Source organism: Afipia sp. OHSU_II-C1 (assembly GCF_000497575.1).
In the GTDB taxonomy this organism is placed as follows: domain Bacteria; phylum Pseudomonadota; class Alphaproteobacteria; order Rhizobiales; family Xanthobacteraceae; genus Afipia.
Window position 1 is genome coordinate 23755 of the sequence record NZ_APJI01000011.1, and the last position, 23138, is coordinate 46892.

Sequence of the window (23138 nt, forward strand, 5' to 3'; positions counted from 1 at the left end):
CCTCAAGGAGGACGAAAACCATGACCCTCACGTCAGGAAACGATTGGTCATCCGACGGCAAGAAAAGCGTCTATGACGAGCCGTCAGCAACCGACGAGTTCGAGAACCAGCAAGGCAAACCCGTCAAAGCGCTGATTGGTATTGCGCTTCTTGTTGTGTTCGCAGTCGTTCTTGCACGGATGAGTCCTACGCCGCACGAGACCACCAGCGCGCCTGCCTGGACCACAAACCAAACAACCGGTTCCGGGGTGAAGTAGCTGCCGGCGGTTCCTCGACCCCGCAGGACGGCGCGTTGGAACGTCTGAGCCATCCAGAGATTGTCTTCAAAGATGAACCACTGGAGAAAACGACCATGGCAATCGAGCGTAATCCCAACGATCCTTATGCTGCGGCCACGAACGATGAAGTGCATCGTCGCCGGTCAGAGCAACTGGATAACGAGCTGCAGGCAGATCCGGAACTGGCGGAAGGTCCTGCGAGCGGCGGACGTATTGCGCTCTTCGCGATCGCGGTCGTCGCCATTCTTGGCGTTGTATTCTATGGACTGAATAATTCCAGCACATCGCCCGAGACGACACCGACCGCGCAGACGGCACCGGCCGCACCGTCAGGCGGCGGGACAGCCCAGGCGCCGCGCGCTCCGGCTGGCCAGACCACCGGCTCGGCAATGCGCCCGGCAGAGCCTGCCCCGCCAGCGGTGAATCCGCCGGCACCCGCAGCACCGCAGAACAATTCGGCTCCGGCTGGCGCGCCATCTACGAGCAATTAACCGCAACAATTCCAGCGGCAACGGCGAGCATTACTGCGGTGATGCCCGCCGTTTTCGTTTGCGGTTAAAACGGCTCACCGCCGAACATGCCGTTGATCTCGGCATAGGAAACGGCGTGGGCGAATTCGGTAAACGACCCGTTCTGTGCGATATCGCGTGACGCGCGCAGAAATGCTCCCCACGCTGCGCGCGCCATCGCGCCGCCGACACTGATGCGGCGAACGCCGAGGTCAGCAATCTCCGCGACAGACATGCCCGGTGCACCCATCAGCAAGTTGACCGGCTTCGGCGCCACGGCTTTGACGACAGCGACAATCTGCTCTTTGGTCTTGATACCGGGTGCGTAGAGACAATCCGCGCCCGCCTCCGCATAGGCCGTCAGGCGCGCGATGGTCGCATTGAGATCGGGTTGGCCGATCAGAAAGCTCTCACAACGCCCGATCAGCATGACGTCTTGCTTTGTCGCGTCGATTGCGGCACGCGCAGCCTGCATGCGCTCCACGGCCAGTTTCATTTCGTAAAGCGGCTGCTTCGCGTCGCCAGTGGAATCCTCGATCGACAATCCCGCGACCCCCGTTGCGACCCCGCGCGTGACGTTGGCGGCCACGTCGGCCGGATCATCCGCAAAACCGGCCTCGAAATCGGCGTTCAAAGGCAAATCCGTCGCGTCGTTGATCATTTTGAGATGATCCAGAACCTGCTCCACCGGCAGATCATTGTCCGGCCTCCCGGTTGACCACGCAAAGCCCGAACTCGTCGACGCCAGCGCCTTGAACCCCATGCCGGCAAGTAGACGCGCGCTGCCGACATCCCAGGGGTTGGGCAAGACGAAACACCCGCTCTCGTGAAGTTTCCTGAACTCGGCACGCTTCTGCGCAATTGAAATCGGCATTCGTTGTTCTCCCAGCGAGTTTGTTTCGATGTCTTTTGACGCTGCGGCGAACGATGCCGCTGATGTCAGTTGAAATCAATCGGACTGGTGTGGTGTCAGTTCTGCACCTGCCGCAGAAAGGTCCTCTCCTCCGAGAGGATGAACTTGTGCTCCTGCGCGAAATTGAAGTTCGCGACGCCTTCGTCATCCGACTTGAGCCGCGCGCGATAGGCTTCGTAATCCGCCAGACTGGCAAACGAGATCAGCCCGAATGCAATATTGTCGGTCCCCTCGTGCGGCATCCAGTAGCCGAGCAGATCGCCGCCGCACTTCGGAATAATGGCGAGCCAGCGCTGTGCATAGGCCTCGAACAGATGCCGCTTGAACGGATCAAGCTGGTAGCGGATGAAAACGGTAATTGTCATTAGAGCGCTCCCTGACTGGACCGCAAGCTATCCCGTTGCCCGCCGCAAATGCTTCGATTAAGATCGAAGTATGAAAGCAGGACCGGACATGGCCGTGATCGCCTCGCTTGTCGGCGATCCCGCGCGATCGAACATGCTGACGGCGCTGATGAGTGGCCGCGCCCTCACCGCCACCGAACTCGCACAGGAAGCCGGCATCACACCGCAGACTGCGAGTTCACATCTCGCCAAACTCGAAGCTGGTCACCTCGTTGTGCCCGAGAAGCAGGGCCGCCACCGTTACTTCCGTCTCTCAGGCGCCGATGTCGCGGCCGTTCTGGAGGGCCTGATGGGCCTCGCCGCGCGGGCGGGCCATCTGCGCGTCAGGACCGGCCCCGCAGATCCGGGGCTGCGTCGCGCCCGTGTTTGCTACGACCATCTCGCCGGCGATTTCGGTGTTCAGATGCTCGACGCCATGACTGAAAAGAAGCTGCTGCGCGCGCACAAGGGCAGCGTGACGCTGACATCCCAGGGCGAGCGCTTCGTCGCCGATTTCGGCATCGACCTGTCCGCACTCGGCGGCAGCCGTCGTCCGCTGTGCAAGACCTGTCTCGATTGGAGCGTACGCCGCAGTCACCTTGCGGGATCGCTCGGCGCAGCGATGCTGTCGCGATTCTACCAGCTCAACTGGGCGAACCGCGAAAAAGGCAACCGTATCGTATCTTTTTCGCCGAAGGGCACCGCCCGCTTTAACGCCTTGTTCGGCGCTCCGGGCGATTAATGCAACAATCCGCAGTTGACAGACTTGAGCAAAAATTGGCGTAATTCGCCGCGCTTTTTGCGCTTTTGATGTCCCGAATTTCCGACAGGGTGTTCCATGTTTCGCAGTGGGTTAATCGCATTTGCCGTGATGTCTTCGGTTACCGTTCCGGCGACCGGCTGGGCGTACGAAATCAAGCCGAAATCTCCCGAAACAGCGTTTTCCGCAAAGCTCCAGCCTGACGTTGTCGGCCTGTCCAGCGCGACCGAAGGCAGCAAGGCCGCGCCGATCTTTGAATCGTATCTGAAAGATCTCCCGGGCGTGAAACCGGAGACAGCGCAGCAGAAGTTCGGCGGCACCAACGTGACCTATGTCACCGCGATGAAATTTACCCTCGCCCCCACCAGCACCCATCCGGGTGAATCGATGCTGGCTGTTTTCTCATCTCCCGCAAGCGCCAACCGCGCCTATTACATCTCGCGCCTGCTCGGCTTTTCCAGCGAGAAGCAGCCGTCGAAGGCCGAAATGATCGAGCGCGTGACCGCGAAATACGGTGCGCCAACAGCGATCGGCGACGGGCGCATGTACTATTTCTACAAGGCCGGCAAGCTGATGTCGGTGAAGCAGAAGTATACCCCTGCCACCGCGCTCGAAGCGCTCAACGCACCGCTCAATCCGAAGGTCGCTGTCGCGCTCAACGATGCCAACGGCCGCGGCAGCTGCGTCGCAGAACTGAAGCGCGTGCAAGCGCTGGAAAAGACGCTCGACAAGCTTGTCACCGAGGCCAAGGCCGCGAATTGCGATGCGCTGGTCTCCGTCGAAATCAGTTCCGGCATTACCCCGGATCGCGTCAGCAAGGCTGAATTCACGTTGATCGATTTCAAGCAGATCATCAGCGCCGCAAAGATCGATGCGGATGCTTTTGCCGCCGAGAAGAACGAAGCCCTCAACAAGACCCCGCTTGGCAACGCCCCGAAGCTCTGAGAGGTCACGTCATCGCATAACGATGGCATCGACGGCACGCCCATTCAGGCGATGCTGTCCGCCGGGATATTGCTGCCGGGAAAAAACGAAACCCCGGCTCGTTGAAGCCGGGGCCCGTGAACTCAACCGCTGATTACCAGCGGCGGTGATGCCAATGACGCCGGCGATGCCAGTGACGGCGGTGATGGTGCCGGTGCCGATGATGCCTGTGATGGTAGCGGACCTGCTCCAGTTCGCCACGTGCGAGATCATCCTGATCTGCAACCGCGGGCTGCGCGGCGGCGTCCGGCTCGGGCTTCGGGCCATTCATCAAATCCTGATGCGGGGCCAGCATCGGAGCAGCGCTCGCTGCGGATGCAGCGGCGGCGATGGCTCCAGCGCCGGCGGCAAAGCCGAACGCAAATTTCAGGAAATCACGACGTTCCATTTCTTCATTTCTCCTGGTGAAGCGAGATTGCAACGGAGCAAACATCTCGCGGAGACAATGAACGTCGTGTGAACTTGATGGTTCCCTCCTCGCTCACAACAGAGCGCATTATCTTGCGCTCATCGAACGATGCGGTACCTCGTCACCAGTAGCGGCGACGCCAATACCGACGGCGATAAAAGCGACGGCGGCGACGCCATCCCCAATATCTTCGGCGGCGCCAATACCTGCGGCGGCGGAATCCCCAGTAACGGCGGCGGCGCCATCCCCACCTGCGACGGCCCCAGCCGCGGCGGCGTCCCCACCTGACCTGCTCGATCTGCGCTTCATTCAGATCGTCATCGTTGGCGACGGCATTTTGCGGAAGCTGATCGGGTTCGATCGGATTGCCGGCAATTGGCTGCGGCGTGAGCGGCGCGGCGCGCGCAGCCGATGCAACAGCTACGCCCGCTGCCGCCAATCCGAATGCGAACTTTAGAAAAACGCGGCGATCCATCTTGCGTCCTCCTGATGTTCTGCCCGAATGGCAGAATTCAGCAGCGCGCATGAATGGAAACTGAACCGTCTCAGGTTTCGCAATCGGACCACATTCGGTTCATCTTGCGTCAATGTTCGGGAGAATAATGTTCCTCCGCCGGCCCGCTGCCGGCGAATCATTTCGGTTCGCGCGACCAGCCCTGGCCGAAGCCGAAACACACCGCGATTTCATCCCCAAGGAAGGACTCATCCATGAAAACATTGTTCGCAGCAGCACTCCTCGCAGTTTCTGTCGCCGGTTTCGGTACAGCCAATGCGATGCCTGTAGCTCCCGCCTCGAGCGGCGGTGCTGACGTGATTCAGGTGGCGGGCGGTTGCGGTCCCGGCTTTCATCGCGGCCCGTATGGCGGCTGCCGTGCCAATCGTGGCCGCGTTGTCGTCGTCCGTCCGGCCGTCGTTGTTCGTCCGCCCGTGGTGCGTCGTTGCCCTCCCGGACAGTTCATGACCCGTTATGGCTGCCGCTGGCGCTAAGCGCTTCGGTTACGTCATTTAGACCCCGCTCCGGCGGGGTTTTTCTTTGCACGCTCGCGATCGCCATTTCCCCTCATCCGTGTGCAAGTCACCTTGGCAACCAACTCGGAATATAATCCTATACACCGGATTGTCAAACGGGAGGTATCGAATGGGTATCTTCCGGGACGCGCACGACAGTCCTAAACAGACCCCGCCAATTTCTCCGATGCTGAAGGAACCTTTCGCGGTTCCGTGGTTGGTACAAGATGGTAGACAGCATCATCGCCCACCGTACATTCCGTTCCCGCACCAGCCGGTGCGCCCACGTCATCGAACGCGTCGGACTGTCCATGGCCGGCGCGTCATGCGGCCTGTTCGTGGCCGCGCATGTTTCGAACGCGCGCGTCGATGCGCTGAGTTCCGTCAGCATGAGTCTCGCTCTGATGATTCTCGGCGCCATCGGCTTCTATCTCGGGATCGATGTACCCCCTCACCGCTCCGCGAGGCTGCATCTGACCCGCACCGCAACGTCCGCCGTCGAAGATCCGCCCTCGACCGATCCTGTCGAACTTCTGAGTTCGGCCGGAACCTTCCTTGCAGCCACCACGGCTTTCATTGCGGTCTATTCCATCGTGACCGACGCCGATACATCCACGGCGACGTCGTCGTTGCTCGCGTTTGGCTGGCTGCTTGGTGTCACAATACAGATCGTGGCCGGTCTGACGGCGCGAATGCGGAAAACTTGAAAGAATTTTGACTGAACCGCACACAGAAATGTGTGCGGACTTCACGACGTCTTTTCGCGATCGCGGTGCAACGCGCCGGGCTTGATGACCACCGACGCGCCGAGCGCTTCGCGTTGTTTTTTCAGGGCTTCCCCGCGCGCCTTCGCACACATCGCCTTGTCATGAGGCGTCGGCTGCTTCGGCCCGACCGCTTCGACGCGTGACACCATTTGCCGGGGCAGATAACTGCCATCGGCAGGCGGCTGGACGATCATGGGAGGAGGTTTGCGTGATGACATGCCACATAAACGCGCAACCTGCCCAATAGTTTCCTGGAACAAAATGCCGCGGCGACCAAAACAGTTCCTGAGCGCAGCGCTCAGTGCGGCCCTTCCCGCTCGTAGATGAACTTCGGCATTTCCCACTTGTAGCGGATCGCCAGCAGGCGGAACGTCAGGCCGAACGCGACGGAGCCGATCACCACCGCGACATGTTCGGTGCCGAAATGCGTGGCCGCGACATAGATCGCGCCCGTCATCAGCGAAACGCTGGCGTAAAGCTCGCTACGAAACAGCAGCGGCACCTCGGTGCAGAGAATGTCGCGCAGCACGCCGCCGGCGCATCCGGTGATCATGCCCGCGACCACCACAATGGTCAGCGGATGGCCCATCCTCATGGCGACGTTGCAGCCGATGATCGTGAAGACGACAAGGCCAATCGCGTCCAGCACCAGAAAGAGCATGTGGAAGCGATGCACCACGCGCGCCAGCGCGATGGTCAATAGCGCCGCGCCTCCGGTGAGAAACAGCAGCGAAGGATACTTCACCCACAGCAGCGGATAATGCCCGAGCAGAACGTCGCGCAGCGAGCCACCGCCGAGCGCGGTGACGCAGCCCAGCATCGCGACGCCGAACCAGTCCATCTTGCGCCGCCCGGCCGCCAGCGCCGCCGTCATCGCCTCGGCGACCAGGGCGAACAATCCGAAGAAGAAGAGGACTGATTCTGCGGGCTCCATGGTGGAGGCGTAGCACAGTCCGGCGCGGCTGCAATCGCGGCGCCATGCGCGCGGCAAAACATCCGCTTCATACGAGGGCGCGGACCACCCTGTCCCGTTTCCTCCCCGCGAAACGCGAGAATGGAGCGCCGGGAGGCGCCAGGGGCTGGCGAGGCCCCTCATGACGAACCTTTGCGAGAGGTTCGTCCGCGAACCTTGACGAGACGGGTTGCGAGTCCGTCTCGCGAGGCGCGCGCGTTCTGCGACGGAGAGGTTTGCGAAGCCTTCCGTCCGAACGCAGCGCCTCCCGGCGCTCCACCAGCCGCGCCCAATGTTCTGGGCGGCGGCCGCGTTGCCCTCCGCGTCATGAGCGCGGAGGAAGTAAAAAGTAGCATAGGATTATATTCTTGATAAAGGAAAGTCAAGCTTTCGCCGGGCACTTTCGGCAACCACAGCCGTCATGGCCGGGCTTGGCCCGGCCATCCACGTCTTTAACCCTTCTTCGTCATTGCGAGCGAAGCGAAGCAATCCACGCTTAGAGATGGATTGCTTCGTCGCTACGCTCCTCGCAATGACGACGCGGCCACAGGAACCGGGTCCGGTGATGACAAAGGCGGTTAGGCCGGCCAGCTCTCCGCCTGCACCATGATGTCGCGCGTGCGCTTCACCTCCGGCCAGTCGCGGTCGAAATCGCGTATCAGCCGCTTCATCTCCTCCCCGCCCACCGCGCTATCCAGCGACGCGCGGTCCGGGAATTCATACATCGCCAGATGCACGGCGGGATCGTTGGCGAGCCAGTAGCGCCACGCGCGTTTGGAGCCGAACGATTTTACCGCGTCGGGAAGATGCTCGCGCGAATACCACGCATCGAACGCCGCGCGTTTCGATTCATCGGGGACAGTGGCGCGGACGACGAAGATGTGGGGCATGGTGCTTTCCAATAGAAATAGATAGCATGCACTCCTTACTTTAAATAATTACATGAGCGCCTCATGCGGCCAGATAAAAAGCTCCTAGACGAACTACTTACTCGCTCTGGAGGACGCTGCCCTGTGTGCGCCACTCCAATACCACCTTTTTCAGTCTCACATATCATTCCGCAATCATTGGGGGGCAGCAGCGATATCGAAAATCTCACTCTAGTATGCCCGAATTGCAACGCCGTGTTGGGTGCATCCGAACTGCACTTCGTCGAGTATCTTACATCGCTTCTCTCAGCTAATCCTAACTTCAGTCAAATCGAACAAGAAGGCATCATACCCGGAACCCGCTATCGAGCGGATATAAAGGCAATTGAAGACACTCCTCACGGAAAGCGCGTGCTTGCCATCGAATGCAAACGCTTCTCCGTTATTTCAGGCCCTCAAGTTTATTCGACCCTTAAGCACCTTCTAAGACACCAAATAGGTGCAATTGAAACGAAATCCATCTTGGCCTTTCCTGGCCGGGCCAGCCCAGAAGTTATTTCCAAGTTTAGTGAGCACAGCATTGAAGTTTGGGATATCGACCAGATCGCTAGTCTATTTGGAAAGCAAATTGAAGAGTCAGACGATCCTTATTTTAAGAGTATCTTTTCTGCTACCCGCTCTCGAGCGTCGCAGCAGGAGCGATTTATTGCAGATCTAAAATCTTGCAACAGCGGAGTTCAGCAGTGGTCTGATTATCAAAAACTTGTGGGGCGAATACTTGAACATTTATTCTGCCCGACACTGCGAGCACCACTTACAGAAAATAGCGACCATACAAAAACCAACCGCAGGGATTTCATTTTTCCCAACTATGCGCCCGACGGATTTTGGCACTTTTTGCGCACGCGCTATGCAGCCGACTATATTGTCGTAGACGCAAAAAACGGAAAAAAACGGGTAACAAAGACCAACGTTCTTCAGGTGGCAAATTACCTTAAACCTCATGGCACCGGCATGTTCGGCATAATTCTTTGCAGAATTGGAGCTGATCGCGGGGCGGAAACTACAATTCGAGAGCAATGGTTGCTGCACAACAAATTGGTTCTGATTCTTACAGATATCGATCTTGAAAACATGTTGCTCGCCAGTGCAGCTGCCGGCGATCCCACAACGATTATCAGCGAACGAATCCAACAATTTAGACTTTCAATCTAAGTTTCCTTGCAATCACCCCTCTCAACCGAATGTTGTCGTGCTTTTCGTCATTGCGCAGGCCTGCCCTTGAGCATTCCCGTCACGCTCAAATCCTCATCGAGGTCCGGCCAGTGAATGCCCATCGGCATGATTTCGTAGTTCGATCGCTGCGCGGCTGAGGCAGACAGCAAGCGCGGATACCACGATAGCGGCGTAGCGATGCGCCGACCGTCGCGCAGCGTGACCACAAGCTCGGTCGCAGTGAACACAACCGACTCCGCGCGCAGGTCACCGACCTCAATTTCCAACGTGGTCATCACCCCACCCCGGCGCTCCCGCGCCGACCCTCCCCACTCAAGGGGAAGGGTTTGCCCAATCACAACGGAATATTGTCGTGCTTCTTCATCGGCACGTCGACGTGCTTGTCCTTGAGCATCGCCAGCGCGCGGGCGATGCGCTTGCGGGTCGAGTGCGGCATGATGACGTCGTCGATATAGCCGCGCTCGGCGGCGACGAACGGTGACAGGAAGCGGTCTTCGTATTCCTTGGTGCGCGCGGCGATTTTTTCGGCGTCCCCGATGTCCTGCCGGAAGATGATCTCCACCGCGCCCTTCGCGCCCATCACCGCGATCTGCGCCGTCGGCCAGGCGTAGTTCATGTCCGCGCCGATTTCCTTCGAGGCCATCACGTCGAACGCGCCGCCGTAAGCCTTGCGCGTGATCACCGTCACCAGCGGCACCGTGCACTGGCTGTAGGCGAACAGCAGTTTCGCGCCGTGCTTGATCAGCCCGCCGTATTCCTGCGCGGTGCCCGGCAGGAAGCCCGGCACGTCCACGAAGGTGACGATCGGAATGTTGAACGCATCGCAGAACCGCACGAAGCGCGCGGCCTTGCGTGAGGCGTCACTGTCGAGCACGCCCGCCAGCACCATCGGCTGGTTGGCGACGAAGCCCACCGTCTTGCCCGCGATGCGGCCGAAGCCGGTGACGATGTTCTTGGCAAAGGTGTCCGCGAGTTCGAAGAAGTCGCCCTCGTCCACCACTTTCAGGATCAGTTCCTTGATGTCGTAGGGCTGGTTCGGATTGGCCGGGATCAGCGTGTCGAGCGACTCTTCGGTGCGCTCGATGTCGTCGAAGCTCGGCCACTCCGGCACGCCGTCGGTGTTGTTGCTCGGCAGGAAGTCCAGCAGCCGGCGCATCTGGAGCAGCGTCTCGACATCGTCGCTGAACGCGCCGTCGGCGATCGACGACTTGGTCGCGTGCACGCTCGCGCCGCCGAGTTCTTCCGCGGTGACCACTTCGTTGGTGACGGTCTTCACCACGTCCGGGCCGGTGACGAACATGTAGCTGGTGTTCTTCACCATGAAGATGAAGTCGGTCATCGCCGGCGAATAGACGTCGCCGCCCGCGCACGGGCCCATGATGACGCTGATCTGCGGGATGACGCCCGAAGCGATGACGTTGCGGCGGAACACATAGGAGTAACCCGCCAGCGCCGCGACGCCTTCCTGGATTCGCGCGCCGCCTGCGTCATAGAGGCCGATGATCGGCGCCCGCGCCTTCAGCGCCATGTCCTGAAGCTTGGTGATCTTCAGCGCGTGGGTCTCGGACAGCGAGCCGCCGAACACGGTGAAGTCTTTCGCGAACACGAAGGTGGTGCGGCCGTTGACCGTGCCCCAGCCGGTGACGACGCCGTCGCCGGGGATCTTGGTCTTGTCCATGCCGAACTCGACCGAGCGGTGCTCGACGAACATGTCGAACTCCTCGAACGAGCCTTTATCCAGCAGCAGCTCGATGCGCTCGCGGGCGGTCAGCTTGCCGCGTGCGTGCTGCGCCTCGATGCGCTTGTCGCCGCCGCCCTTTTTTGCGCCCGCGCGGCGTTGATCGAGTGCTTCGAGGATATGCTTCATGGATTTCGTCCCGGTGTTCACGGGCGGCGGACGCCGCCGTTCTTGGATGGTTGGGCAGCTTTCTAGCACGCTGTTTGGGCGGGGGAAAATGGCCCGGCGGCGTCAAAAATAGCGGGGCTGGGCCGCCCGCCGCGCGTGCTAAAAGGCGCCGTTTACAGGGGATTCGCCGCCATGGCCGACACCACAACCACACCTGCCAAAGGGAGCGCAACCGGCGGCGCCACCGGCGGGGTCCGCACCCTGCTGCGGCTGGAGGGCGCGGCGCTCGCCGCCGCCTGCATGGTGTTCTACAGCTATTTCGAGGGCTCCTGGTGGATGTTCGCCCTCCTGCTGCTGGCGCCGGACCTGAGCTTTTTGGGCTATCTCGCCGGTCCCCGCGCGGGAGCCGCCGCCTACAACGCCGCCCATGCGGCGATCATCCCGATGCTGCTCGGCATCTTCGCCATGGTGATGCCCTCGGCGCTGGCGATGCACCTGTCGCTGATCTGGTGCGCGCATATCGGGATCGACCGCGCGCTCGGCTACGGCCTGAAATACGACGCGGGATTTACGTTCACCCATCTGGGGCGGATCGGGCGCGCGGCCAAGACGTGACGCCGCCTCACGCCTTCGGCGGGCGGCTCGGCACGAAGTAGCTCGACTTGTGCACCACCTTGCCGTCGCGGAGCGTAATGACGTCCACCAGTTCCATGGTCACCGGCGTGCCGTCGGGCTTCGTTGCGGTGAGAATCGATTCCGAGACGAAATGATCGTCGCTGCCATAGAGCGCGACCGGCTCGAACTTGATTCCCGGCAATCCTGAGATGTCCTTGCCAAACTGCTCGGCGACCGACTCCTTGCCCTTGTAGACCTTCGGGCTGCCGTGGCGCTGGTAGCTGGTGTCGTCGGCATGAAAGGCCATGATCGCTGCAACGTCGTGGGCATTCCACGCGGCGTTGTAACGCGTGGCGAGATCTTTCCACGACGAGGTCGGCGCAATTTTCGCGGCTGCTGAAGAGGACATCAACTCACTCCCTGGGCTCATTATTCTTGTGAATTGCCGCGAGCCTAGCCGGTTTCGCGCGGGCGCGAAACCGGACAAAGTGTCAGATGGCTCCTATGTCGCTAAGACATTGCTGCGCGATCTTCATCCGGCTGGCGATGTGCCTGTCCTCGCGAATGTCGAGGTTGATCGCGAACACGGTCTGCGCACGGCCCTTCTCCGCCCAGCCGACCAGCCAGCCGAGGCTGGCCTTCACACCCTCGACTGCTGTCCTGTCATCGACACCGATCAGGCCCGTCTTGGCCCGGATGATGCTGTCGCCGGCCTTCGTCACCGGCAGAATGTCCGCAGTCAAATCCTGCGCGCGCTTCGACACCGGCAGCATCCGCCGCCGCAGCTTGTCCACGAATGCGATCTGCTCCAGCGGCGAGATGCGCAGGTCACCCGTCAGCCAGAAGCGGTCGATGCCGCCGCCGATGTTGCGGTTGCCGTACTCGAACGCATCGACATACGTCTGCATCCGCTCCGCGCCGATGCGCCGCGCGATCTGCTGGTAGACCGGCACCACAGACGCCGCGATGGCGGTCCGCATGGTGTGATCCTTGTTCCACTCGGGGATGCTGCGCGTCACGCCGTCCCACTTGAAAATGTCCTTGTCCGGATCGGCGACGACGCCGGTTTCCAGCGCAATGACGGAATTGGCAATCTTGAAGCTGGACGCCGGAAGGACAGCCTCGCGGGCGCGGGTGTTGTCGCTGGCGATCACATGCTGATCGTCGGCCCGGAATGCCGCGAAAGCGCCAACGGTGCCGTCGTCGATGAAATACTTCTGCAAATTTTTGCGGACTTCATATCGCGGCACGCCAGTGGCGAACGCTGGTACGGGGATAACGGCCGCAGCGGCGGCAAGCGACAAGACATGACGGCGGGACAGCAAGGGAGGCTCCTGAAGGCATGATTTCGAAGGCCGGAACGTGTTCCGAAAAAATCACGCCCTTACTAGGGCGGCAGTCGTAAATCGGTGTGACGAGCGGGCCGAATTCACGCGGCACCGAACACTATCCGGACATCCCCTTATATAGGAAACACATAACTTCGGGCGGCGAACGATCTCGATTTCCTATGGCTGACAGCGCACCTGTTTCCCTTGAACGCTCGATAGGTGCGGACATGAAATTTTTCAGCCAGCTGTTTGCAGCCCTGCTGTTGGGCGGCCGATTTGCAACACGGTATCGCCCGGAGGACCACTATATGCGCGGTCCGGGTCCGAAGTGGCGCGCGAAGCATGCGTCGAATGCGTAAGCTTCTGTGCTAACTTCGGTTAGCGCAGCCGTCCCGTCAGCCGCATGACGAAAATCAGGACCTCCGCGACGCCCTTGTAAAGCTCGGCGGGAATCTCGTCGCCGAGTTCGACATTGGACAGCGCGCCCGCCAGCACTTCATTCTCCTGAATGGGAATGTCGTTCTCTTTGGCGATTTCGATGATCTTCTCGCCGAGCGTGCCCTTGCCCTTGGCGACGACGCGCGGCGCACCCTTCTTGTCGTAGTGCAGCGCGACCGCGAGACGGTTTTTGATATCGCTGCTCACAGCGCGCGATCCAGAAAATGTCCTGCCGGCGGCGGCGCGGCTTTGGGCGGCGCGCCCTCGCCGATCACGATATCACCGGGCTCAAGGGCAGCTTCGCGCAGCGCATGCGACAGTTGCGGCGCATTGATGCGGAGCTGCGCCGCCGTGGCAGGCCGCTCGGCCCACATCCGCACCGACGTTCGTCCATGGCTCAATGACACCAGCGCATGCACCGGTCCGGTCGGCTCGACATCGAGCGAGAACCGCGCCCGCCAGGCGCGGCTGGCCGCTTCGGCCTCGCTCGAAGCACCGTCGCGGGATATTTCAAACTGCGCCACCGCGGTGCCCTGTGGTGTCGCAAATGGAATCTCGAAATTCCAGCGCGGCACGGTCGGATCGTTGCGGACGCCGGGTACATCCAGCGGCAACGAGGCCGCCTGCAACAGCGTCTGCCGCGCCAAAGCAGCGTCGGCATCCTCGATCAGGCGATGAGCGACCGCGACCGGCGCGTCGTCCGGGGCGAGCGATGGCAGCGCAACGGACTGCGCGGCGGTTTCCGAGCCGCGAAACGGCGGCGGCGGAACATTGGTGCGCGCAATCGCATCGTCATCCACCTGCATGCGGGTGATGCCGGCATGCGCTTCCGCATTGAGAAGCTTTGCGACCTCGTCCTGCACGCCTTTCGGAAATGCCTGCAGCACTTCCTGGAGTGCCGTGAGCCCGGCGCTGGCCGCGGCTGCGCGGTTCGCCGCCGTCGGCAGCGGTTCGTTCGGCGCGTAGATGCGAATTTTTCCATCGAGTTCGGCCGCGTCCTCGGAGATACGCGCTGCGGCTTGCGGCAACAAAACATCACCGTCCATGTTCGGCGCAAGCGGCGGCGACGCGGATGGCGGCACAGTGGCTGGCTGCGGCGCAGCTGCGGACTCCTGTGCTGCCGCCGTGCCGAGCCACGACGCCACGGTCTGGCGGAAGACGATCAGCGCGGCCTTGAGGTCGGGACCACCGGAAGTCTGCGATGATGCGAGACTTTGCTCGAGGAACAGTCCGGAATTGCGGAATGCGGTTTTCAGCGCGTCGCCCGTCAGATTCTCACCAAGCGGCGTGCGCTGGGCGAGCAGTTGCGCGGCGGCCTGTTGCAGCGTTTGCGGCAGCGTCGGCGATGACGCCGCAACGCCGAGATTTGCGAACAGCGGCGAGAGGCTGCCCTGCCGCGCCGCGGCGCTCTGCACTGCTGCCGAAACCGCAAGCGCTTCAAGATTGGTCAGCACGCGGCCTGCGGCTGCGGCCTGCACCGGCACATCGGCCTTCGGCACGCTGATGGTATCGGCCTTTGCAGCCGCGCCGGCGGATGATGGTGTGGAGACGCTCGATGGTGCCGCGCCCTCGCCCGGCACGATCTGAAGCCGCACACCCTGCGGCGTCTGCGACACCGCCAGTTGCAGCGACTGTCCCGGCTGCAACGGCACTTCGGACAGCACTTCGATGGTCAGGTTCGCAATCGCGATGCGGACCAGATTGGCATCGAGCTGCTTAAGCACGGTCGCGTCGATCACGGTGCCCGGCTGCAACGCAACCGCCGCCGCGGGCTGGGCAGCGACAACCGGAAACACGGGATTGATGGCGATCGACATGATGGAGGCCTTGTTCGGCCGCCAAGCTAGCCCAGCGTCGTAAACCTCTCGTTAACCGAAACCATCGTGGAGAGGCTTATGCGTTAAGGAAGCGCCTTCAATACCTTCGCGGCGGCCTCGAAATCCCTGAACTTCGATGCGCGCCGGGCGTCGACTTCCTCGTCCGCGCCCCACTTCTCGCGATTCCAGTCCTCGTCCACATGGGCAGCCGCCCAGACCTGCGCCGCATCCAGCACGCCGTGTTTGAGCGCCAGCGCGAGCAGCGCCGAGCCGGTCAGTGTGGTTGCGACATGGAAGGCGCCGACCGGCCACGCATCCGTCGGCAGCGCACTGCGCACAGCAGCAACGGCCGTTTCCGGCTGCGCCACATGGATCACGCCCTCGGCGAGAATGAAATGCGCGCCAAGATCATCGGCGGCCCAGCGCAGCACCGGGTCCCAGTGTTCGGCCTGCCGCGCGATCAGCGCGTCGGGAAAACCGGCGCGGTAGAACAAAAGATCGGTCTCGAAGTATTTCGCAGCATTGTCGGCCACGGCCTGCACGTTTCCGGCGACGCCATCAATCACGCTGTTGGCGAGGCGCGTCAGCGGCATCGCCATCGGATCGATGTCGTCCTTCTGCGTATCCCACTCCGCCGCCATCGCCTCGGCGAGATCACGCGTCGGCGCAGCCAGCGGATTGCGCCCCGGCGTCCGGATCGGCTTGCCGTCGAGCGTCACCCCAAAACCGTCAGGCCCTTCGGCCACACCCGCGCTGGTATAGAAGCGCTTGCGCAGCGGCGTGCGCGACGACTTGCGCGAAGCCTCGCGCGGATCGAGCGGTGACTTGCCGGCAACCTCATCGAACAGTTCGCGCATCCGTCTACTCTACTGGTTCGCGCACTGGCGCGAATAGGCCGCGCGCTGATTTGGGTTAAGCCCCCACGCCGCGCCGTCGTCAAGACAGCGCGCGACGCGGTCGCTGAATGACGGACGGCGATCGCGCTTCAGCACCGGTTTCGGCGGCGTGTCCTGCGTCACCACACCCGGCGTCGTGTTCTGCAATGCGAACGGCGGCGGCGAATTCATCTGCGGCACGGTTGGCACCACGATCGGCGGCGGCGGAGGCGCCGGCGGTGCGACCGGGAACGGAATGACAGGCTGCGCGCCGACACCACCCGGCGGATAGAGCTGCGCCTGCGCGCCGCCGGACACAGGCGCGGACAGCGCGAGCACGATTGCGAATGCGGTTCTCTTCATCACGATCATATCGTTACCCCGGACATCAGCGGCAAGAGCATCACCCTCGCGTGATCACTCCTCCGGAGCGTTCTCAATCGGATCGAAACGGTCGGCCTCGAGGCCGAGCAGGTTCCACGATTGCAGCATGTGCGGTGGCAAGGGCGCAGTCACGTCAATGAATCCACCGCGCGGATGCGGGATCACGATCCGCCGCGCCAGAAGATGCAGCCGCTTCTGGATACCGCCGGGCAGCTCCCAGTTTTCCTTGTTGAAGTATTTCGGATCGCCCACGATGGCGTGATCGATATGCGCCATGTGCGCACGCAACTGATGGGTGCGCCCGGTCACCGGCTTCAGCGAGACCCAGGCCAGCTTCTGCGCCGAGGCTTCGACCACCGCGTAGTACGTCACGGCGTGCGCAGCGCCCTCGTCGCCATGCGCTGCGACGCGCATGATGGAATCTTCCTCGCTCTCTTCCTTCGCGAGATAGGTCGAGATGCGTCCCTGCTTCGGCTTCGGCACACCCGCCACCAGCGCCCAGTAGATCTTGCGCGCGGAACGATGGCGGAACGAACCGGTCAGCGCGCTCGCCGCAAAGCGCGTCTTGGCGATCAAAAGACAGCCGGACGTTTCGCGGTCGAGACGATGGACCAGACGCGGCTTCTGTCCCTTGGCGTCGCGCATCGCTTCCAGCATCTGGTCGACATGCTTGGTCATGCCCGAACCGCCCTGCACCGCGAGACCGGCGGGCTTGTTGAGCACCATCAGGTCATCGTCCTCGAACAGGATCATCTTGCGCAATTCGTCGAGCGTCTTGCTCGCGGCTTCGGACAATTCGCCGCCGGCCTTCGGTGCATCGAGCTTTAGCGGCGGAATGCGCACGCTTTGACCTTCTTCCAGCCGGTCCTTGCTGTCCGCACGCTTGCCGTTGATGCGCAACTCGCCTTTGCGGACGATGCGCTGGATATGGGAGAACGACAGGCCGGGGAAGCGATGCTCGAGGAAGCGATCCACACGCATGTTGTTTTCGTCGGCCGTGACGACAACGGTCTGCACCTTCGTCGGCAACGGCGGCGGCGCGGGCTTCTCTTCCCTGACCGGCTCGGGACGCGCTTCACGCATCGGCGGACGCGACGCAAACTTGCCTGCGGACGCCGGACCGCGCTTCTCCGATCCGCGCTCGCCGAACGACGGTTTGCCTGAACCGGGCTTGCCCGATGCAGATTTCCCTGAGCCACGCTTCGCGGCACCGCGCTTGTCGCCCTTGCGGTCCTCACGCACGGATTTCTTTTCCAGCGGTTTTCTGAAACGGCGGCTCATGCTCGGCCCTCGGCCTTGAACAGCCCCTCAAGGGCTGCATCCACTTTCATACTAGCAGGCAATGTGATTCCAAACATGTCCGTCAGCGTGGAACGCAGTTCTTGCACGCTGGCCAATGCTCTCTTGTCCACCTTGCCATCGGGATGGCGGATCGAAAGCTGCGTGTTGTTGAGAATCTGACGGCGATCAGCCGTCGGACGTGCCACGACCAGATTTCGCACGAACTCCGATTCCGGATAGGTCGAAACCAGCCAGTTCGCGGCCTGAAAGTCGACCGGATAGTAATCAACACTGTCGAAGCTGTAGACCGGACGCCAGTGTTCGCCGAGTTTCACTTCCAGATGAAGCGAGTCGCCGATGGGAACGAGACGATAGGATTGATGCGGCGTCACCTGCTCTTCTGTCGTATCGAGGCGCAGCGGCGCGGTCGGCGTCATCGCCCCGAATGCCACGTCGCCGAGATACCATTTGCCGTCGACGGCGACATTCAGCGTCATGTGACCACGCTGCGGCATCGCTTCCGGCGGCTGCATCCAGCGCACCCGCGCCATCCTCAAACGCGCATCGTAGCCGAGCGCCTTGAGAACAAGACGCAGATACTGGTTCTGCTCGTGGCAATATCCGCCACGCCCGCTGCGAACGATTTTCTTCTCGATAGCCGCCGGGTCGATCACCACCGGCGCGCCGGAAAACGAATCGAGATTCTCAAAGGTGATGGCGCGCTGATGCGACAGAATAATGCGCTTCAGAACCTCAAGCGTCGGCGTGCGTGGGCCATCGTAGCCGATGCGCGCAAAATAGGCGTCCAGATCGACGTTGAAATCCGTCAAGCGTTGCGGTCCTTCCTCAGTTTTGCCCAGTAATCGAGCCGCTTGCGAATCTCCCGCTCGAAGCCACGGTCCGGCGGATCGTAGAACGTCTGGCGGCCGAGCGCTTCCGGGAAGTAATCCTGCCCCGAGAAAGCGTCCGGCGCATCGTGATCGTATTCGTATCCGCCGCCGTAGCCTTCGGACTTCATCAGCTTGGTCGGCGAATTGAGAATATGCTTCGGCGGCAGCAGCGAGCCGCCCTCCTTTGCCGTGCGCATCGCAGCCTTGTACGCCATATAGCCCGCATTCGATTTCGGCGCGGTCGCGAGATAGATCACCGCCTGCGCGATGGCGAGTTCGCCCTCGGGAGAGCCGAGGAAATCATAGGCGTCCTTGGCGGCGTTGCAGATCGCCAGCGCCTGCGGATCCGCCAGGCCGATGTCCTCCACCGCCATGCGCACCACACGCCGCGCCAGAAACAGCGGATCTTCGCCCGCGTCCAGCATGCGCGCGAGATAATAGAGTGCGGCATCGGGATCTGAGCCGCGCACGGACTTATGCAGCGCCGAGATCAGGTTGTAATGACCGTCAGCGGACTTATCGTAGATCGGCGCGCGGCGCTGGAGAATCTCCTGCAACTGCGCGGCGTTGAAAATCTCGTCCCTGCGCGCGGCGCGCCAGACTTCTTCCGCCAGCGTGAGCGCGGCGCGCCCGTCGCCATCGGCCATCCGCACCAGCGCGGCGCGGGCTTCAGCGTCGAGGGGCAGCTTCCTGCCTTCAACCGCTTCCGCGCGGGCATAAAGCTTTTCCACTGCAGCAACATCGAGCGACTGGAACACCAGCACCCGCGCGCGCGACAGAAGCGCCGCGTTGAGTTCGAACGACGGATTTTCGGTGGTGGCGCCGACCAGCACCACCGTTCCGTCTTCCATCACCGGCAGAAACGAATCCTGCTGCGCGCGGTTGAAGCGATGCACCTCGTCCACGAACAGCAACGTGCCCTTGCCCATCTCGCGGCGGGCACGCGCGGCATCGAATGCTCTTTTCAGATCGGCGACGCCCGAGAACACCGCGGAGATCTGCTCGAACTCCAGTTCGGTCGCATCGGCCAGAAGACGCGCCACCGTGGTCTTGCCGGTGCCCGGCGGGCCCCAGAACACCAGCGAGCCCAGCGTGCGCGTCTCCAGCATCCGCGTCAGCGCACCATCAGGTCCAAGGATGTGATCCTGCCCGACCACATCGGCGAGCGTCCTCGGCCGCAGCTTGTCAGGAAGCGGACGCGGTGCGTCCTGCTCCATGCCGGCTGCGGCGAAGAGGTTCGCAGAAGGCTGTGGTCGCTTCGGACTCATCCCCCGAGCACAACGGACAATTGCTGGCCGCCGCGGATCACGGTGATACGCCAGAGTCGCGAGCCTTCGGTGGCGAGCTTGTTGAGATCCCTGGTCCGGCCGATCTTCTGACCGTTCACGACGGCGATCACGTCGCCCTTCTTGAATCCGACATTCGCCGCGATGGCATCGTCGGGCAAATCGGTCACGACCACGCCCTCGATGCTGCTGTCGAGCTTCAGCTCGTCCGCCAGCGCCGGCGAGATGTTGGCGATCTTCGCACCCTGGAACGGCGAACGCGCTTTAATGACGAGTTCGTCGCGGCCGGTGTCCGGCGCAGTTTCCAGCGCGATCGCAAGCTTCAGCGGCTTGCCGCCGCGCAGCACTTCGACCTGGGCCGTGCCGCCGAGCGGACGTGTCGCGAAGCGATAGTCAAACGCATTCGGATCGTCGACGATCTGGCCGTCGATGGATACGATGAGATCCGACAGCTTCAGTCCGGCCCTCGCTGACGGACTCCCCTCGGAGATGTTCGCCACCAGCGCGCCAGTCGGACGCTTCAGCCCGAGCGTCTCGGCGATCTCCGGCGTCACCGCCTGCAGGCGTGCACCGAGCCACGGACGCTTCACCGCACTGCCGCCGCCCTTCGCCGAGGCGACGACAACGCGCACCATGTTGGCCGGAATTGCAAAGCCGATGCCCTGCGAGCCGCCTGAGCGCGAGAAGATCGCGGTATTCACGCCGACGAGCTTGCCGGTCATGTCCACCAATGCTCCGCCGGAGTTGCCGGGATTGATCGCCGCGTCGGTCTGGATGAAGAACTGATAGTCGGTGATGCCGACCTGCGTGCGCGCCAGCGCCGAGATGATGCCATGGGTCACCGTCTGTCCCACGCCGAACGGATTGCCGATGGCGATCACCACGTCGCCGACCAGCGCATCGTCGGAGTTCGAGAACTCGAGCACCGGGAATTTTTCCTTGGTATCCTTCAGGCGCAGCACCGCCAGATCGGTGCGGCTGTCCTTCAGCACGATCTCGGCCTCGAACTCGCGCTTGTCGGAGAGCGAGACCTTCACCTGATCCGCGCCTTCGATAACGTGGTTGTTGGTGACCACGAGACCCGACGCATCGACCATGACGCCCGAGCCGAGCGAGCGCTGCATCTGTTCCGGCTGATTGCCCGGCACGCCGAAGAAACGGCGAAACACCGGATCGTCGAGCAGCGGGTTGCGGTTCTGCACGATCTTGGCGGCGTAGACGTTCACCACTGCCGGCTGTACGCGCTGAACGATCGGCGAATAAGAGAAGCGAAGCTGCGCAGGCGATTGCGGAACGACGCGATCCTGCGCCAGCGCTGGTGCGGCAAGGACGGACGAAACGATAAGCGCGGAAAGCGCACGGATAACGGTCATGAAAGCAATCCTGAACTTGATGTCAAAGATGTAGTCGCGCCCGGTGCAGCAGGAGACGGTGTCACGCCGCCTTGGGCCGCTTCGGGGAACGCGATGCAGCGTCCGATTGTGGTTGGGTCTTCTTTGCTCCCGCAGCCTTGTTTTCCAATGCGGCATCGACCCGGGTGCGATTTGCATCGCCCCACGCCTTGAGTGCATCAATCACCGGCCGCAGCCGCTGGCCCGTCTCGGAGAGTTCATAGTCCACCCGGGGCGGAACCTCCGCATACACCTTGCGGACGATCAGGTCATCCTCCTCAAGGGCCCGAAGCTGCTTGGTCAGCATCCGCTGGGTGATGCGGGGCAGCTTCTTGCGCAGTTCGCCGAAACGCAGCCGTCCCTCCTGCAGATGATAGAGAATGACGCCCTTCCACTTGCCGTCGATCAGATCGAGCGTGACCTCAACCGAACAGCCCGGAGCGCAGCCGAAATCCTGTCGTTTCATGGGGTGAATTCCAATAGTATCCGAACGGTGACTATATCCCTGAAATGACAGTACTTGCAAACATGGCTTAAGCGCGACAGGTAAGTCGCGGCGACCACAATGGTCCAGATGGAGCAAGAACAATGAAGGCCGTAGGTTACAAGAAGTCACTGCCGATCGATGCGGCAGAGGCGCTGTTCGATTTCGAGATCGCGAAGCCCGAACCGACAGGACGCGACATCCGCGTCGCGGTGAAGGCGATTTCCGCCAACCCTGTGGACTACAAGGTCCGCAAGCGCGCAGAACCGCCCGCAGGCGAGACCAAGATTCTCGGCTTCGATGCCGCTGGTGTGATCGACGCTGTCGGCCCCGATGTATCGCTGTTCAAGCCGGGCGACGAGGTCTGGTACGCCGGCTCGATCCAGCGCCAGGGCACCAATTCGGAATTTCATCTCGTGGATGAGCGGATCGTCGGCCACAAACCGAAGACGCTGTCATTCGCGCAGTCGGCCGCCCTGCCCCTGACCTCCATCACGGCATGGGAGCTGCTGTTCGATCGCCTCGGCGTTGCACCGGGCAAGAGCGTCGATCCGCGCACGCTGCTGATCATCGGCGGCGCCGGCGGCGTCGGTTCGATCCTGATTCAGCTCGCGCGGCGGCTCACCGGTCTCACCGTCGTCGCCACCGCGTCACGTCCCGAATCCTGCAAATGGTGCCTTGAACTCGGCGCACACCATGTGATCGATCATTCGAAGCCGATGAAGGATCAGATCGCCGCGCTGAAAATCCCGCCAGTTGCGCTGATCGCGGCCCTCACCAACACCGACCAGCACTTCGCGGCACTTGCCGACGTCGTCGCCCCGCAAGGCAAGATCGGGCTGATCGACGATCCGGCGACGCTCAACGTCAATCTCCTCAAAGGCAAGGCGGTGTCGCTGCACTGGGAATCGATGTTCACGCGCTCATCGTTCCAGACCGACGACATGATCGCGCAGCACAAGCTGCTGGATGACGTCGCCAGCCTGATCGACAACGGCGTGCTGCGCACCACGCTCGACAAGGTGCTCGGCAAGATCAACGCGGCGAATCTCAAGCAGGCCCACGCGCTGCTGGAAGGCGGACGCTCCACCGGCAAGCTGGTGCTGGAAGGCTGGTAACGCGCACAGCGCGTCTTCCTGTCACTCAAAATAAAAACCTCCGGCAGGGCATTGCCGGAGGTCGGGAGATTTTCTGAGAAAAACTGGTGTATCCGCAATCAAGCAGCGACGACTTGATCGTCGCGCTGTGACTGGAACATGCCTCAATTACCTTATTTAGTCAAACAATCGGAATGCATATCTCCCCTCACGTTTGCGTGTGCGACGCGGCATCTGTTTGTTCGATCTCGGCAATCGCGCTGCGCCCGCCTCAGCTCAGACATGGTCATCCCGCAAACAGTTTCCGCTTCCGATGCGCAAGAGAAAAACCCCGG

General features: G+C 61.9%; 29 protein-coding genes. 10 read left to right on the top strand and 19 right to left on the bottom strand.

The genetic code is table 11. The features are described from left to right. Positions 1-20 precede the first annotated feature (20 nt). Both I554_RS0111880 and I554_RS0111885 read left to right on the top strand, forming a co-directional pair. On the top strand, positions 21-257 hold the full coding sequence (locus tag I554_RS0111880; protein ID WP_024575045.1) for a hypothetical protein: 237 nt from the start codon (positions 21-23) through the stop codon (positions 255-257). 95 nt (positions 258-352) lie between these two features. Continuing rightward, positions 353-769, top strand: a complete 417-nt coding sequence (locus tag I554_RS0111885; protein ID WP_024575044.1) for a hypothetical protein — start codon at positions 353-355, stop codon at positions 767-769. A 64-nt stretch (positions 770-833) separates the two neighbouring features. On the opposite strand, the gene I554_RS0111890 is transcribed toward I554_RS0111885, so the two are convergent. Both I554_RS0111890 and I554_RS0111895 read right to left on the bottom strand, forming a co-directional pair. Further along, the gene (locus I554_RS0111890) at positions 834-1661 is read right to left on the bottom strand and encodes an isocitrate lyase/phosphoenolpyruvate mutase family protein (protein WP_024575043.1); all 828 of its coding nucleotides are present in this window, start codon (positions 1659-1661) and stop codon (positions 834-836) included. A 95-nt stretch (positions 1662-1756) separates the two neighbouring features. After that, a complete protein-coding gene (locus tag I554_RS0111895; protein ID WP_024575042.1) occupies positions 1757-2065 on the bottom strand; it encodes an NIPSNAP family protein in 309 nt (102 codons plus the stop codon). A gap of 70 nt (positions 2066-2135) precedes the next feature. Here I554_RS0111895 and I554_RS0111900 point away from each other — a divergent pair, with 70 nt between their 5' ends. Next, entirely contained in the window at positions 2136-2825 is a 690-nt protein-coding gene (locus I554_RS0111900) for a winged helix-turn-helix domain-containing protein (RefSeq protein ID WP_024575041.1), read from the top strand. A gap of 129 nt (positions 2826-2954) precedes the next feature. Then, positions 2955-3788 (top strand): hypothetical protein, encoded by an 834-nt coding sequence (locus I554_RS0111905; protein WP_244432742.1) that lies wholly within the window; start codon positions 2955-2957, stop codon positions 3786-3788. A 133-nt stretch (positions 3789-3921) separates the two neighbouring features. On the opposite strand, the gene I554_RS26360 is transcribed toward I554_RS0111905, so the two are convergent. Further along, complete coding sequence (locus I554_RS26360) at positions 3922-4215, bottom strand: twin-arginine translocation (Tat) (protein ID WP_081710769.1); 294 nt, start codon at positions 4213-4215, stop codon at positions 3922-3924. 129 nt (positions 4216-4344) lie between these two features. Here I554_RS26360 and I554_RS27280 point away from each other — a divergent pair, with 129 nt between their 5' ends. From I554_RS27280 to I554_RS0111925, 3 genes are all read left to right on the top strand, one after another. Next, complete coding sequence (locus I554_RS27280; RefSeq protein WP_155848253.1) at positions 4345-4524, top strand: hypothetical protein; 180 nt, start codon at positions 4345-4347, stop codon at positions 4522-4524. Between the two features lie 420 nt (positions 4525-4944). Next, a complete protein-coding gene (locus I554_RS0111920) occupies positions 4945-5223 on the top strand; it encodes a hypothetical protein (RefSeq protein ID WP_024575037.1) in 279 nt (92 codons plus the stop codon). A gap of 248 nt (positions 5224-5471) precedes the next feature. Then, entirely contained in the window at positions 5472-5951 is a 480-nt protein-coding gene (locus tag I554_RS0111925) for a hypothetical protein (RefSeq protein WP_024575036.1), read from the top strand. A 41-nt stretch (positions 5952-5992) separates the two neighbouring features. Here I554_RS0111925 and I554_RS0111930 read toward each other — a convergent pair whose 3' ends face one another. The 3 genes from I554_RS0111930 to I554_RS0111940 all read right to left on the bottom strand — a co-directional run bounded on the left by I554_RS0111930 (position 5993) and on the right by I554_RS0111940 (position 7853). Then, the gene (locus I554_RS0111930; protein WP_024575035.1) at positions 5993-6205 is read right to left on the bottom strand and encodes a hypothetical protein; all 213 of its coding nucleotides are present in this window, start codon (positions 6203-6205) and stop codon (positions 5993-5995) included. A 104-nt stretch (positions 6206-6309) separates the two neighbouring features. Then, positions 6310-6945 (bottom strand): trimeric intracellular cation channel family protein, encoded by a 636-nt coding sequence (locus I554_RS0111935; RefSeq protein WP_024575034.1) that lies wholly within the window; start codon positions 6943-6945, stop codon positions 6310-6312. A 596-nt stretch (positions 6946-7541) separates the two neighbouring features. Further along, positions 7542-7853, bottom strand: a complete 312-nt coding sequence (locus I554_RS0111940; protein ID WP_024575033.1) for a hypothetical protein — start codon at positions 7851-7853, stop codon at positions 7542-7544. Positions 7854-7916: 63 nt separating this feature from the next. Here I554_RS0111940 and I554_RS0111945 point away from each other — a divergent pair, with 63 nt between their 5' ends. Next, on the top strand, positions 7917-9047 hold the full coding sequence (locus I554_RS0111945) for an HNH endonuclease (RefSeq protein ID WP_024575032.1): 1131 nt from the start codon (positions 7917-7919) through the stop codon (positions 9045-9047). 47 nt (positions 9048-9094) lie between these two features. Here the strand turns inward: I554_RS0111945 and I554_RS0111950 are convergent, their stop codons facing one another. Then, the gene (locus I554_RS0111950; protein WP_024575031.1) at positions 9095-9343 is read right to left on the bottom strand and encodes a DUF2442 domain-containing protein; all 249 of its coding nucleotides are present in this window, start codon (positions 9341-9343) and stop codon (positions 9095-9097) included. A gap of 59 nt (positions 9344-9402) precedes the next feature. Further along, positions 9403-10935: an acyl-CoA carboxylase subunit beta gene (locus I554_RS0111955; RefSeq protein WP_006021023.1), complete on the bottom strand. Its 1533-nt coding sequence runs from the start codon at positions 10933-10935 to the stop codon at positions 9403-9405. A gap of 171 nt (positions 10936-11106) precedes the next feature. Between I554_RS0111955 and I554_RS0111960 the strand changes: the two genes are divergently transcribed. Beyond that, a complete protein-coding gene (locus I554_RS0111960) occupies positions 11107-11529 on the top strand; it encodes a DUF4260 domain-containing protein (RefSeq protein ID WP_024575030.1) in 423 nt (140 codons plus the stop codon). 7 nt (positions 11530-11536) lie between these two features. Here I554_RS0111960 and I554_RS0111965 read toward each other — a convergent pair whose 3' ends face one another. The 11 genes from I554_RS0111965 to I554_RS0112020 form a co-directional block, all read right to left on the bottom strand. Next, the gene (locus I554_RS0111965) at positions 11537-11938 is read right to left on the bottom strand and encodes a nuclear transport factor 2 family protein (RefSeq protein ID WP_024575029.1); all 402 of its coding nucleotides are present in this window, start codon (positions 11936-11938) and stop codon (positions 11537-11539) included. 82 nt (positions 11939-12020) lie between these two features. Then, entirely contained in the window at positions 12021-12854 is an 834-nt protein-coding gene (locus I554_RS0111970; protein WP_024575028.1) for a penicillin-binding transpeptidase domain-containing protein, read from the bottom strand. A gap of 384 nt (positions 12855-13238) precedes the next feature. Continuing rightward, positions 13239-13505 carry an EscU/YscU/HrcU family type III secretion system export apparatus switch protein gene (locus I554_RS0111980; RefSeq protein ID WP_024575027.1) on the bottom strand — a complete coding sequence of 89 codons (267 nt, stop codon included), beginning with the start codon at positions 13503-13505 and terminating at the stop codon, positions 13239-13241. Then, on the bottom strand, positions 13502-15115 hold the full coding sequence (locus tag I554_RS0111985) for a flagellar hook-length control protein FliK (protein WP_024575026.1): 1614 nt from the start codon (positions 15113-15115) through the stop codon (positions 13502-13504). Before I554_RS0111985 ends, I554_RS0111980 begins: the two co-directional genes overlap by 4 nt. 83 nt (positions 15116-15198) lie before the next feature. Further along, positions 15199-15972, bottom strand: coding sequence for an ATP12 family protein (locus I554_RS0111990; protein ID WP_024575025.1), 774 nt, complete (start codon positions 15970-15972; stop codon positions 15199-15201). Positions 15973-15981: 9 nt separating this feature from the next. Next, positions 15982-16362, bottom strand: coding sequence for a hypothetical protein (locus I554_RS0111995; RefSeq protein ID WP_192817779.1), 381 nt, complete (start codon positions 16360-16362; stop codon positions 15982-15984). A gap of 45 nt (positions 16363-16407) precedes the next feature. Beyond that, positions 16408-17655: an RluA family pseudouridine synthase gene (locus tag I554_RS0112000; RefSeq protein ID WP_024575023.1), complete on the bottom strand. Its 1248-nt coding sequence runs from the start codon at positions 17653-17655 to the stop codon at positions 16408-16410. Then, entirely contained in the window at positions 17652-18485 is an 834-nt protein-coding gene (locus I554_RS0112005) for an arylamine N-acetyltransferase (RefSeq protein ID WP_024575022.1), read from the bottom strand. The genes I554_RS0112000 and I554_RS0112005 overlap by 4 nt, the downstream gene beginning before the upstream one ends. Continuing rightward, positions 18482-19813 carry a replication-associated recombination protein A gene (locus I554_RS0112010; protein WP_024575021.1) on the bottom strand — a complete coding sequence of 444 codons (1332 nt, stop codon included), beginning with the start codon at positions 19811-19813 and terminating at the stop codon, positions 18482-18484. Before I554_RS0112010 ends, I554_RS0112005 begins: the two co-directional genes overlap by 4 nt. Continuing rightward, complete coding sequence (locus I554_RS0112015; RefSeq protein WP_024575020.1) at positions 19810-21204, bottom strand: Do family serine endopeptidase; 1395 nt, start codon at positions 21202-21204, stop codon at positions 19810-19812. Before I554_RS0112015 ends, I554_RS0112010 begins: the two co-directional genes overlap by 4 nt. Before the next feature lie 61 nt (positions 21205-21265). Continuing rightward, entirely contained in the window at positions 21266-21688 is a 423-nt protein-coding gene (locus tag I554_RS0112020) for a helix-turn-helix domain-containing protein (protein ID WP_024575019.1), read from the bottom strand. A gap of 122 nt (positions 21689-21810) precedes the next feature. Here I554_RS0112020 and I554_RS0112025 point away from each other — a divergent pair, with 122 nt between their 5' ends. Next, a complete protein-coding gene (locus tag I554_RS0112025) occupies positions 21811-22824 on the top strand; it encodes a zinc-binding alcohol dehydrogenase family protein (RefSeq protein WP_024575018.1) in 1014 nt (337 codons plus the stop codon). The last annotated feature ends 314 nt before the right edge of the window (positions 22825-23138 follow it).